Consider the following 12,484-nt stretch of genomic DNA (forward strand, 5'->3'; position numbering starts at 1 on the left):
CGGAGTCTGCGCGTCTTCCATTGCAATCAACAGGGTGAATAAAAAATCAGCCATCCTTTTTCTTTTGCTTGCAGAGGGGGACTATTGCTTTCCGCATAGCGGGAACGCTGTTTAAACAAAAATGACCAAAGGGGTTCGGAATAAGGTTATTCCGAACCCCTTTGGCCGGCACACTTACACATATTTTTGTGGGAAATATATGTAAGCGTTTAACTAAAATAGCAAATGAGCGATTCCTGCGATAATTGGCAGGGAGATTAACGTTCTTAATAAGAAAATGAGGATCAGATCTTTAATAGAAACAGGGATCTTTGTTCCAAGAATCAGGCCGCCGACTTCAGACATATAGATTAATTGAGAAACGGACAGGCTGGCAATGACGAAGCGGGTTAACTCGCTTTCGATGCCTGAACCGATAATAGAAGGCAGAAACATATCAGCAAATCCGACCACAATCGTTTCGGAAGCTTCCTTAGCAAACGGAATTTGCAGAAGTTCCAAGAGCGGAATGAACGGTGTTCCGAGCCATTGGAAAAATGGCGTTGTTTCCGCAATGATTAAAGCGATGGTTCCGATAGCCATGACAATCGGAGCCACACCAAGCCACATGTCAATAACGTTTTGCAGGCCGTCTTTTACAATAGCAGCGGGCTTGTTCTTCTCCGCTTGGGCGACTGCTTGTTTGAAGCCGTAGCTGAACGGCGTGTAGCCTGCAGGGATGCTTTCATCATCGCTTTTTCTGTCTTCGCCGTTGACGAACGTATCCATTTTCTTTGACAGCGGCGGGATGCGCGGCAAAATTAGTGCGCAGACGATTCCTGCCAAAATGACTGTTCCATAGAATGGAAGGAAATACTGGGATAAGCCAACCTGACCAATAACGACTAAACAGAATGTAACCGATACAACGGAAAATGTAGTCCCGATAATCGCGGCTTCCTTCTTCGTGTAAAAGCCTTCTTCGTACTGTTTGCTTGTCAGCAATACGCCGATGGTTCCGTCGCCAAGCCATGAAGCCAGACAGTCAACAGATGACCGGCCTGGAAGCTTGAAAAGCGGGCGCATAATTTTAGTTAGCGAATAACCAAAAAACTCAAGCAAGCCGAAATTCAGAAGCAGCGGCAGCAGCAAGCCGGCGAATAAAAATGTAGAAAACAAGATAGGCAAGAGCGAATACAGCAGCATGCCGCCAGTGTCATCTGAATGCACCCATTCAGGCCCAAGCTTGTACAGCGTCATGACGGCAAAGATCGCTCCAATAATGCGTACAAACGCCCAGACAGGAGCTACATCGAATAAAGAAGCCAGAAATGACGAGTGACGGACAAAGGACGGGCGTACCGTTTTAACAAAAATTGTCCCCGCAGCCGCCAGCACGACTAAATAGGTCATGATGATTGGAATCGCTTTGCCCATAACTGACTGTAAAAAATTAGACAAAATAGCGATTGGAATCGTCAGTTCGCCGTCAACAGGCACAGGCGTCATAAAAAAGAAAACTCCTATTAAGGAAGGAATGACAAAACGTAAAATGCTCGGCAAGGAGCTTTTAGTAGCAGTAGCAGCAGTAGTTTTCATTCAACCTTTTCCTTTCAATGTATAGTATTGAATAATTATTAACTATTTTTAAATTTTATACATAATTAATTAAAAATACAACCCCCTTTATTATTATTCGAATATATAAAAAATTCGAATCTGTTTTATGAATATAGCATAAAACACTAGTATTGAGAAGAGAATTTGTCTAAATCTTTTAAAGATAAAAATAATAAAAAAAGGAAAAGTATATTTAAAAATAAAAACTTTTGAATATACAAAAATGAACAAAAATATAATGAAGTGATTAAAGAGAAAAAGAGGGATGGAAAGCTGGTTTATCAGGGCAGAAATGGAGTTTTCCCAATAGATTGTTTTAAAAAACAGGCTGTTCATATGAAAGCGGCATGCATGCTTCAATTCATTAAAGAAGAAAAGAAAAAAGAAATGGGCAGAATTCCTATCCACGCATGAACAGGTATGTTAAAATAATTCTTAAAATTCAATTAAAGAAGGGGAAAAATGTGAGCAAAGCTTTAACGAAGATCAAAGTAGAAGACATCGTAGTGGCTAATCAAACGCTAAAAGACGTTGTGGTGAAAACACCGCTGCAAAAAAATGAATTGCTTTCTGCCTACTATGGCTGCAATATCTATTTAAAAAGGGAAGATCTGCAAGTGGTTCGTTCATTTAAGCTGCGGGGAGCGTATAATTTCATTTACAACCTGCCGACTGAAGAACGGGCGAAGGGCGTTGTGTGTGCGAGCGCGGGCAATCATGCGCAAGGAGTAGCCTTCTCTTGCAACGCACTAAATATTAAAGGCGTCATCTTTATGCCATCGACCACGCCAAGACAAAAAATAACACAGGTAAAGCGCTTTGGCGGCCAGCATGTCGAGGTAGTGTTAATTGGCGATACATTTGATGATTCTTATGAGGCAGCAAGGGAATATTGCACGAAGGAAGGAATGGTATTTGTCCATCCGTTCGATGCATACCCAACCATTGCGGGCCAGGGCACGGTCGGCGTGGAGATTATGAATGAAGCGCCCCAGCCGATTGATTATGTTTTTTGTTCCATCGGAGGCGGCGGTCTTGCCGCAGGGGTTGGCTCCTATATGAAAAGCATCAGCCCCCATACTCGCATGATTGGCGTTGAGCCGGAAGGAGCGGCGGGAATGAAAACGTCGCTGACGCAGGATCAAGTAGTGACGTTAGAAAAGATTGACCCTTTTGTCGATGGGGCAGCGGTGAAGCAAGTCGGCCATTTAACAATGGAAGTTTGCCGGGAAGTGATTGATGATATTGTTGTTGTACCTGAAGGAAAAGTATGTACGACTATCTTGAAACTTTATAACGAAAATGCAATTATTGCTGAGCCGGCGGGCGCTTTGCCGATCGCGGCCCTTGATTTTTATAAAAATGAAATTAAAGGAAAAAATGTCGTCTGTGTCATTAGCGGCGGCAATAACGATATCGACCGTATGCAGGAGATTAAGGAGCGATCTCTTATTTATGAAGGCATGAAGCATTATTTCATTGTCAATTTTCCGCAGCGAGCCGGTGCTTTGCGTGAATTCATGCATGAGGTTTTGGGTGAGCACGATGATATTACGCGCTTTGAGTATACGAAGCGCACAAACCGTGATGAGGGGCCGGTTCTCGTGGGCATTGAGCTGAAATCAAAAGCTGACTATTTGCCGCTGATTGAACGGATGCAGCAAAAAGGATTTCCATACATCGAGATCAATAATGATCCATTCCTATTTAATTTATTGATTTAAAGCACAAAAAAACACATCGGTTTCCAAGCCGGTGTGTTTTCCGTTGTCACAAACAGGAAAAAGGCTACTCTATTTCAGCTAGAATAGAGTGAAGCTTTTCCTCAGAGACAACTTTCACCTGATTTTTTAACAGCAAGGCTGCGGTGACGCCGATGCCTGCCATTTTTTTATGTTGAAATTCGCCATTGTAAATCATTGTGCTCCCGCAAGAAGGGCTGTATTCTTTTAGTACCACAATCGAGGCGTTCACCTCCTTGGCTTTTTCTAATGTTTCATAGGCGCCCTTTATGTAAAGCTCCGTTACATCCCGTCCCGATTTCTCGATGACTTTCGCCGTTCCGCGCAGAACATCTTCTCCGGTTCCCCCTACTATCTCAGCAGGCTCTCTTGGAGTCGAAAACCCGCCCATTAGTTCCGGGCAAACAGCGATCGCCTTTCCGTTTTTGATCAAATCGCGCACGCTGCTGTCCAAGCTGTGCGATCCATTATACCTGACCTCCAAGCCGGCTAAGCAAGAGCTTACTAAAATCATAGCCAATCCTCCGTTTTCCATTTATTCTGCCAATTAAAAAAGAAGAAAAAGGAGTCGGCCCAACCATTCATTTTTCATGACCTTTTGGGACAGCTCCTTCGATACTAGTCTATAGTTCACTTACTTTGTCATCGTCCCAGCGATAGGACCAAAACCGCTCGAACGTAATGCGCTCTACAGTGGCTTCATCATTTTGTGCCAGCAGCTTCTCTATTTCCTTCAGCATCCAGACTGTTTGAGAAATATGCGCGCGCAAAGCAGCCATCTTTTGCTCCAGAACGTCTGAAACATCATACACGAGATCAGGCGCCCCTAGATCCGCGTCTGTGTTGTTGGCAAAAGCGACAAGGTGAAGCTTCGGCCGCTTTTCCTCTGGAAGCCGGCGGACGGCACGGACAACAGCGCGTGCGGTTGCTTCATGATCGGGGTGAACGGCGAATCCGGGATAGAAGCTAATAATAAGAGACGGGTTCAATTCAGCAATCAAGTCGGAAACGAGATTGGCCATTTTGTTGTCATCTTCAAACTCCAGCGTTTTATCGCGCAGCCCCATCATGCGCAGATCTTGAATGTCGATCGCTTCGGCCGCTTTAATAAGTTCGGCCTTGCGAATGTCTGGAAGCGATTCCCGGGTAGCGAACGGCGGGTTCCCGAGATTTCGGCCCATTTCGCCAAGTGTCAAACAGGCATATGTAACCGGTGTCCCTCTTTTTCTATGTGTCGCAATTGTGCCTGAAACACCGAATGCTTCATCATCGGGGTGGGGAAACACGACGAGTACGTGCTGTTCTTTTTCAATTTCCGTTAACAAGGAGAATCACCTTCCTTTGCTTATTATTAAAACGGTTCTTCGCCTATTTGCAGCGCAACGGCCAGTTTGCCATCAAAACCATGGCCGGCAAGAAGAAGCCTGCCTTTTTCATCAAAACTGAAATGGGTCAGCCCTTCAGCATACACCCAGCCGATGGAAAGCTTTAAACCTGCGCGGTAGGGGCCTTCTCCCACGATTTTTCCATGCTCATACGTAAGCTTGGCATTGCGGATATAAGCACCCGCCGAAAAGAAGCTTTCATCAAAGTGAGAAGCATACGCTCCATTGGTTGTTTCTAAATGAATATAAACTTCCTTGTTAGCAAATCTATCAATTGACTCTTGAACTTTTGCTGCGATAATTGGCTCCACGTTCATCCACCTCCATAAGCGCCTGTAATGAATATTTTACAAGAAATGAACGCGGATTGCGAAAAATGAGCCTAAAAAGCCACCCGTGAAGAAGGGTGGCTGATTGATTACTGTTTGATTTGATTAAAAGCACCGTGCATAACTGGCCCGACGTATTGGTTCAGCTTAAAGCCATGGCGGATCGCTGCGCTGACAAAGTCCTTGGCGTTTGAGACGGCTGTTTTGACATCCTGTCCTTTAGCCAGATTCGCTGTAATGGCAGCCGCAAATGTACAGCCTGCTCCATGGTTGTATGTAGTCGCTACTTTTTCTGCTTCTAGCACAGTGAACTCTGTGCCATCGTAGAAGACGTCTACCGCTTTTTCATGCTCAAGCTGTTTGCCGCCTTTTACCACAACGTTTTTGGCGCCTAAATCATGAATCTTCTGAGCGGCTTCTTTCATTTGCTCAACTGTGCGGATAGGACCGATGCCGGAAAGCTGTCCAGCTTCAAATAGGTTCGGTGTCACCACTGTAGCGATAGGAAGCAAGAACTCGCGCATAGCAACCGGTGCTTCCGGATTTAACACTTCATCGTCGCCTTTGCATACCATGACCGGATCAATCACGACCTTGTCCAATCCGTTTGCTTTGATGTGCTTGCCCGCTGTCTCGATAATTTCTGCCGTAGCCAGCATGCCTGTTTTCACCGCGTCAATGCCGACAGACATCGCTGTTTTTAATTGAGCTTCCAGCGTATCAATGGATAGCGGGTGAACGCCATGGCTCCAGTGGTTGTCCGGGTCCATTGTAACGATCGTTGTTAGCGCTGTCATCCCGTAAACGCCATGTTCCTGGAACGTTTTTAAGTCCGCCTGAATGCCGGCGCCGCCGCTTGTATCTGAGCCCGCAATGGTTAATACCTTCTTCATTTCCATGCTGTAAAAAGCCTCCTTTGAGTGTATAGCGATATAAGTTGCTACTAACATTTTAAAAAATTAAGACACTTTGCACAAGCCTTTTCAGGTATGCGGCTGTTAAGATCAGGGAAATCAACAGGCGCAGAAGTGGGAGAAGGGCCAAGAGAAGAGGGGCATCTGTCAGCCAACAACCTGGCTGGCAGATGCCCCTGTTTGTTTAGGATGGAATCGGATGCGGTGTCTCCGCTGTTGTGATCTTTTCTGTACGCACCAGCACTTTAGCAAGCTTTTCATGGTCGACCTCATAGCCGATTCCGATTTCGCTCGGCACATAGATCACACCATTGTTCATCGTGATTTCAGGTGTCACAATATCTTCCGACCAATAATGAGAGGAAGGAGCTGTGTCGCCTGGAATCGTAAAGTTGTGAAGCGCGGTCAGCTGGATATTGTGAGCTCTTCCTACTCCTGTTTCGAGCATGCCGCCGCACCAGACAGGAATGTTATGCTCGGCGCACAAGTCATGAATGCGCTTGGATTCATAAAGGCCTCCCACGCGGCCGATCTTAATGTTGATGATTTGGCAGCTGCCGAGTTCAATCGCCTTGCGGGCGTCCTCGAGCGAGTGGATGCTTTCATCCAGACAAACCGGCGTTTCAAGAGTTTTTTGCAAAGTCGCATGATCAATGATATCGTCATGGGCTAAAGGCTGTTCGATCATTAACAGCTTGTATTGGTCCAGTTTTTTTAAATGATCTGCATCTGCTAATGTGTAGGCTGAGTTGGCATCGGCCATCAGCGCAATATCAGGAAATTCAGCGCGCACGGCATCAATATAGTCAATGTCGGCGCCAGGCTTAATCTTCACTTTAATCTTTCTAAAGCCTTCAGCGGCATATTGGCGCACCTTTTCGACGAGCACGGCAGGAGATTGCTGAATTCCGATGCTTTTGCCGACCTCGATCTCTTTTTTGGTGCCGCCCAGCAGCTCAGCGATGGATTGGTTATTTTTCTTTGCAAAGGCATCCCATATCGCCGTTTCAAGCGCGGCCTTCGCAATGTTGTTCCGGCGGACAAATTGCAGCATATCATGCACTTCCGCAGGATGATTGATTTGTTGATGAATCAGTCTTGGAATAAGAAACTCCTTCAGCATATAGACAGTAGTGAATGTTGTTTCTTCATTATAATACGGTTCGTTGCTTGTTACTGTTTCTCCCCAGCCTGAGATGCCGGATTCATCGATTACCTCGACAAGGCAGACATCTTTATTTTCCATCGTGCCAAAACTGGTGGTAAATGGGGCGATAAGTTCCACATTTACATGATGAAGGACCACTTCTTTGATTGTTAATGATTTCATGATTTAGTTTGCTCCTTTTGCATGTAGTTCAATTATGTTGGCAAGGACATGTATGCCATTAAACAGCGCTTCTTGGTCAAATGTCATATGCGGATGGTGCAAACCTGGCTGCAGTCCACAGCCGAGCCCGACCATCGTAGCCTTCAAATGAGGCTTCTTGATGGTATAGAAATGAAAATCATCTCCGCCAGGTGTCACGATCGGCGCCGCCGTATATTCTTCGCCTATCGAGCGTATAATGGCCTGTCTGGCGATTTCTTGAGCCTCCGGATGCACCTCGGCAGCGGCCACTCCATTTTCTTCAGTTATGTTGATCGTCACATTAAATAAGCTTTGGGTAGATTGCAGAATCTCATGGATGCGGCTGACCAGCTGCTCCATCAGCTCGTTTGTTTGCGCCCGCAAGTCAACAGCCAGCGTGGCGCTTCCGGGAATAATGTTCGTATTGCGTTCTCCGGCCAGGAAGCGGGTCACTTTTGCAGAATGCGCAATATTCGGATCGAGATGGATCGTATGAATGGCGTTCACAATATGGGTGCCAATCTCGACCGCATTATGGGTAAGGTGAGGGCGGGCGCCATGGGCATCCTCTCCCCGAATGTCAAATTCCAGCGAACCTGTTGCACCGTGCAAAATGGCGGGTGCTGCTTTGCCATTCGGCAGCTCTTGAATCGGCCGCAGGTGAATGCCGTAATAGTAATCCACCTGATCGACTGCCCCTTTTTCGATCAGCTTTAGGGCGCCGGCCCCGACTTCCTCGGCCGGCTGGAAAATGAACCGGACGCCGACCTTTTGCAGAATATCTGCGCGGTCCTTGATGCTCCACAGTGCTCCCAAGACCATGGTCATGTGGGCATCATGGCCGCATGAATGGTTTGCTTTCAATTCTCCGTCCACTTCCTGCCACAGCGCGTCCATGTCTGCACGGATAGCGATAACCGGAGCCTCTCCTGAGAAATTGCCGATATCTCCGATTACACCTGTACAATCATCGAAGACAGTGACCGAGCAGCCGGCCTCTTCTAACTTTTCTTTTATATATTTCGTCGTTTCAACCTCTTCCCAGCTCAGTTCAGGGTTGGCGTGCAAGTGATTGAAAGTATCCATTACCCGTTCTTGAAGTGTTGCTGCCAAATGTATGACCTCCTAATAAATTTTTTCCTCATTACTTAATGTAGTAGTTGCTCGTCGGATTAATAAAATCCAGCTTGCCGATCTTTTGAGCAATGTGGAGCAGAAGGCTATTTAAGACAGAGAATGTGACGGGCCCTTTTTCCAATACAGATTTCTTGGCTATTGGTATAACAAGAGTATGATCGGCATACTCAATAAGTGGAGAGAGAAGGGAGTCGGTAATGATGATGACTTCATTTCCGTTATTCCGCGCTTCTTCAGCCAGCCTGATGGTCCCGAGGGCATAGCGGTAGTAAGAGAAAATAATGACGCAGTGCTCTGCTCCATGCTTAGTAAGGCCGATGTCGGTTTCCGGACGGTAGAGTGTCGTGTTATCCAGAAGACTGTTCAGCAGCACCGCGAACCAATGGGCATAAGCAAAAGACTGGTAGTACCCGATCACCTTAATCGTTTCGGCTCCTGCTAAGCTATGAACAATTTTTTCAATGGTAGGCCAATCTAAGTGCTCGGCAATTTGGAGAATGTTTTTGCTGTCGCTTTCCATTACAAGACTGAACGGATGAGTATCCTTTTTCGGTTCTTTTTCAGGAGGGCCTACGGTAAGCAGGCTTCTTTGAACATCCGATTGAAGGGCACCGTATCCTTCATACCCAACAGCTTTTGAAAAACGAATCACCATTGTTTCGCTCACATCCAAGATGCTGGCGATTTTTTTTGCCGGATGGGTGGCAAATAAAATTGGGTTGTTCAAGAGCGCCTCTGCCACTTTTTTAAGACCTGGCGTCAAATTTTCATATTCTTTTTTTGTGTTCTCGTAATAGCTCATTCTGTGTTCCATTCCCTCTTCAAGAATAAATTTTATGATTTATTGTTGTCAAAATAAATTATAAGATTTACGATGGATATAGTCAATTGAAAATTAAAACAATTCAGAACGGAGTGAGGGGAATGGGGGAAAAGAAACGGAAGATCACTTTGGGAATTCCGGACGCTTATGTGATTTTATTCATGATTTTGGTGTTAATGGCTCTATTGACATATGCGATTCCGGCGGGGGAGTTTCAAAGAGAAGAGGTAGATGGAGTAACGGTTGTGGTTCCTGGCAGCTATACACAGATTGAAGCATCCTCAGCCAGTTTGATGGATATCTTTATTGCTATTCAAAAAGGAATGATTGAATCAGCGCCGCTTATTTTTCTCGTATTGATGATCGGCGGGGCGTTTGCGGTTATTGAGTCAACAGGGGCGATTGATGCATTAATTTTAAAGACGATTGAGAAAACAAAGAATAAAGAGCTCGTCTTGATTACGATTGTGATGATTTTATTTTCAATTTTTGGCACGCTGGGCATTATCGTTAATGCGGTGATTGCTTTTATTCCGATTGGCATTATTTTGGCCAGATCCATGAAGCTTGATGCTGTAGTGGGGGTGTCCATGATCTATTTAGGGGCCTATGCAGGATTTAACACGGCCTTTCTTGATCCGCTCACTACAGGAACAGCCCAGCAAATTGCCCAGCTGCCTCTTTTCTCAGGCATCGGCTATCGGGTCATTATGTATATAGCTGTCTTGCTGGCTACGATTTTGTATGTCGCTTGGTATGTCAAACGCATACAAAAAAATCCGATGAACAGCGTCCTTGGGAACACGCCTTTTCCGAAAATTGAGGAGAAGGATGAGCTGAGCGGGGAAGTGAGCGTGACAGGCACTCATAAGCTTGTTCTTATATGGCTTGTATTAGGTATTGGATTGTATGTGTTCGGCGTTTTCAAGTATAGCTGGTCGCTTAATGAGATGGCCGCAATCTTTTTAATGATTGCTGTTGGGACGGCAGTGATTGCCCGTTTAACGCCGAACCGGCTGGTGAAGGAGTTTTTTGCTGGAGCGAGAGGATTGGTATACGGAGCCATGATCATTGGAATGGCCCGTTCCATTGTCGTGATTTTAGAAGACGGAAAAATCCTCGATACGATCGTCCAGGGAATGGCGAATGTGATGACGCCATTTACAAGCGTCAGTGGGGCGATTGTTATGTTTATTGCCAATGAATTGTTTAATATTCTTGTATCTTCAGGAAGCGGGCAGGCCGTGATTGTTATGCCGATTATGACTCCGTTGGCCGACTTAATGGATATCCCGAGGCAAGTAGCTGTGCAGGCGTACAAGATGGGAGATGGTTTCACCAACGTGATTACCCCTACATCAGGCATCTTGATGGCAAATTTAGCGATTGCCGGTGTTGCCTGGACGAAGTGGATTCGATTTATTCTGCCGCTGCTGTTAATTTGGACTGTACTGGGCATTATCTTCCTGGCAATTGGCGTTCTGATCGATTGGGGGCCATTTTAAGCTTGGTGCCAGTGAACGTGTACTGAATCATCACTTAACTAGGCTGCTTTGGATTAGGTGATTTCTGCCTCCCAAGCGGCTTTTTGTTTTGCCGTTAGCCATAACAAAACAGTCGTTCGAGCTATTTTCATCCCCGGCCATTAAGGGATTGGCCGACACTGTTTCCCTTCATTTGCCTGTCCCGTCATAGGAAGGTTACAATATCTTCAAGTGAGTGAAGAAAAAGGGGAAATGTCAGACAGTCTATGCCCGCTTTCAAAAAAGAGCAGCTGAACACTCAGTTTTTGGCGAGGATGACCTTATTAGGTTGGGTCATCATTTGGCGTTAGTGAAAGAAACTTAGACAGTCTGTTGAATATCCATAACAAGGAGTGATGTTTGTGACAAAGAAAATATTAAAAAATGACTGGTCCGACCTGCTTGCCGAGGAGTTTGAGAAGCCCTATTATCAGCAGCTTCGGGAATTCCTGAAAGAAGAGTATGCGACGAAAACGATTTATCCTGAGATGAATGATATTTATAATGCCCTTCATTATACTCCTTACAAGGATGTAAAGGTGGTTATTCTTGGACAGGATCCGTACCATGGCCCGGGGCAGGCGCATGGACTAAGCTTTTCTGTCAAGCCGGATGTTCCGCTCCCGCCGTCGCTGCGGAATATTTTCAAAGAACTGCACAGCGATCTTGGCTGTCCGGTTCCCCAAAATGGCTACCTGGTGCCTTGGGCTAAGCAGGGGGTGCTCTTGCTGAACACAGTCCTTACTGTCCGCCAGGGTGAAGCGCATTCTCATCAGGGAAAAGGCTGGGAGCGGCTGACTGACCGGATCATTTCCTTAATCAGCGGCCGGGAAAAGCCTGTTGTCTTTATTTTGTGGGGAAGGCCGGCCCAGAAAAAGCTGGCGCTCATTGATCAAGAAAAGCATTGCATTATCCAGGCGCCGCATCCAAGTCCTTTATCAGCTTCCAGAGGCTTTTTTGGCAGCCGACCATTTTCCAAGGCAAATGAGTGCCTGAAAAGCTTTGGGGAGCAGCCGATTGACTGGGAACTAATTGAGCAATAAAGAAACGTCTTCCTGCCGCCCGCCTGCGGTTTCGGCAACTTTCGCTGTTTCACGTGAAACAGCGCCTTCAAGCGACAAGATTCGCCTTTGTCAAAAAGAATTCGTATTCTGGCCGAGCCAAATTTGTTAGAATGAAAAGCAGGAGGGAAGTGAGCGGAGCCAATGAACAAAGTGAATTGCTTTCAGTGCAAGTTCTTTTTCGTTACATGGGACCAGAAAAGTCCGCGCGGCTGCCGGGCCTATGGCTTCAAGTCCAAGCAATTGCCGTCAGCCGTCGTTTTGCACGCTTCCGGCCAACCGTGCCGCCAATTCTCATCCAAATCAGTTAAGCCCTAGCAGGAGGTGCTTGAACATAAACATTTCTCATTTATCTGTTTTGAAGAAAATAGAAGAAGAAATCCGGCAAGCCCGTCTTGCTGAAAAAAGAGGAAGCATGAAACAGCATATTTATACGGTCCGGACATTATGTGATATGCTGCTTGATGAACCGGACAAGGCAGGAGTTGTTCTGCCTGAACCGCAGCCAATCAGCGGTCAAGTCACCCAACAGCCGGCACAGCCCGCCTTCAATCAGGCAGAAAAGCTGCAAACAGATGATGGGGCAAACGGCGATTCTATATTTGATTTTTAAGGAGAAG

13 protein-coding genes are annotated in these 12,484 nt (G+C 46.0%); 5 read left to right on the top strand and 8 right to left on the bottom strand.

Going from position 1 to position 12,484, the window contains the following annotated elements; all coding sequences use genetic code 11:
• Nucleotides 1–213: 213 nt before the first annotated feature.
• Nucleotides 214–1,578 carry a YjiH family protein gene (locus BBA02S_RS13990; RefSeq protein ID WP_052475007.1) on the bottom strand — a complete coding sequence of 455 codons (1,365 nt, stop codon included), beginning with the start codon at nucleotides 1,576–1,578 and terminating at the stop codon, nucleotides 214–216.
• A 485-nt stretch (nucleotides 1,579–2,063) separates the two neighbouring features.
• Between BBA02S_RS13990 and ilvA the strand changes: the two genes are divergently transcribed.
• Nucleotides 2,064–3,323, top strand: a complete 1,260-nt coding sequence (gene ilvA / locus BBA02S_RS13995; RefSeq protein WP_041095505.1) for a threonine ammonia-lyase IlvA — start codon at nucleotides 2,064–2,066, stop codon at nucleotides 3,321–3,323.
• Nucleotides 3,324–3,387: 64 nt separating this feature from the next.
• Here ilvA and BBA02S_RS14000 read toward each other — a convergent pair whose 3' ends face one another.
• From BBA02S_RS14000 to BBA02S_RS14030, 7 genes are all read right to left on the bottom strand, one after another.
• Nucleotides 3,388–3,855 (bottom strand): 2-thiouracil desulfurase family protein, encoded by a 468-nt coding sequence (locus BBA02S_RS14000; RefSeq protein ID WP_041095502.1) that lies wholly within the window; start codon nucleotides 3,853–3,855, stop codon nucleotides 3,388–3,390.
• A gap of 109 nt (nucleotides 3,856–3,964) precedes the next feature.
• A complete protein-coding gene (gene bshB2 / locus BBA02S_RS14005) occupies nucleotides 3,965–4,654 on the bottom strand; it encodes a bacillithiol biosynthesis deacetylase BshB2 (RefSeq protein WP_041113873.1) in 690 nt (229 codons plus the stop codon).
• 38 nt (nucleotides 4,655–4,692) lie between these two features.
• A complete protein-coding gene (locus BBA02S_RS14010) occupies nucleotides 4,693–5,043 on the bottom strand; it encodes a YojF family protein (RefSeq protein WP_370670961.1) in 351 nt (116 codons plus the stop codon).
• Between the two features lie 101 nt (nucleotides 5,044–5,144).
• Nucleotides 5,145–5,954, bottom strand: a complete 810-nt coding sequence (gene pdxK, locus BBA02S_RS14015) for a pyridoxine/pyridoxal/pyridoxamine kinase (protein WP_041095498.1) — start codon at nucleotides 5,952–5,954, stop codon at nucleotides 5,145–5,147.
• Between the two features lie 199 nt (nucleotides 5,955–6,153).
• The gene (menC, locus tag BBA02S_RS14020) at nucleotides 6,154–7,299 is read right to left on the bottom strand and encodes an o-succinylbenzoate synthase (protein ID WP_041095496.1); all 1,146 of its coding nucleotides are present in this window, start codon (nucleotides 7,297–7,299) and stop codon (nucleotides 6,154–6,156) included.
• A gap of 3 nt (nucleotides 7,300–7,302) precedes the next feature.
• Entirely contained in the window at nucleotides 7,303–8,406 is a 1,104-nt protein-coding gene (locus BBA02S_RS14025) for a M20 peptidase aminoacylase family protein (RefSeq protein ID WP_052475032.1), read from the bottom strand.
• Nucleotides 8,407–8,464: 58 nt separating this feature from the next.
• Entirely contained in the window at nucleotides 8,465–9,271 is an 807-nt protein-coding gene (locus BBA02S_RS14030) for a MurR/RpiR family transcriptional regulator (protein WP_041095492.1), read from the bottom strand.
• Between the two features lie 110 nt (nucleotides 9,272–9,381).
• On the opposite strand from BBA02S_RS14030, the gene BBA02S_RS14035 reads away from it, so the two are divergent.
• The 4 genes from BBA02S_RS14035 to BBA02S_RS14050 all read left to right on the top strand — a co-directional run bounded on the left by BBA02S_RS14035 (nucleotide 9,382) and on the right by BBA02S_RS14050 (nucleotide 12,477).
• The gene (locus tag BBA02S_RS14035; RefSeq protein WP_041113819.1) at nucleotides 9,382–10,785 is read left to right on the top strand and encodes a YfcC family protein; all 1,404 of its coding nucleotides are present in this window, start codon (nucleotides 9,382–9,384) and stop codon (nucleotides 10,783–10,785) included.
• Between the two features lie 380 nt (nucleotides 10,786–11,165).
• Nucleotides 11,166–11,846 (top strand): uracil-DNA glycosylase, encoded by a 681-nt coding sequence (locus BBA02S_RS14040; protein WP_231557183.1) that lies wholly within the window; start codon nucleotides 11,166–11,168, stop codon nucleotides 11,844–11,846.
• Nucleotides 11,847–11,995: 149 nt separating this feature from the next.
• Nucleotides 11,996–12,175 (top strand): hypothetical protein, encoded by a 180-nt coding sequence (locus BBA02S_RS14045; RefSeq protein ID WP_041095487.1) that lies wholly within the window; start codon nucleotides 11,996–11,998, stop codon nucleotides 12,173–12,175.
• A 17-nt stretch (nucleotides 12,176–12,192) separates the two neighbouring features.
• Nucleotides 12,193–12,477, top strand: a complete 285-nt coding sequence (locus tag BBA02S_RS14050; RefSeq protein ID WP_052477321.1) for a YwdI family protein — start codon at nucleotides 12,193–12,195, stop codon at nucleotides 12,475–12,477.
• Nucleotides 12,478–12,484 lie beyond the last annotated feature (7 nt).

It is taken from the genome of Bacillus badius NBRC 15713, from assembly GCF_001591605.1.
GTDB lineage: Bacteria > Bacillota > Bacilli > Bacillales > Domibacillaceae > Pseudobacillus > Pseudobacillus badius.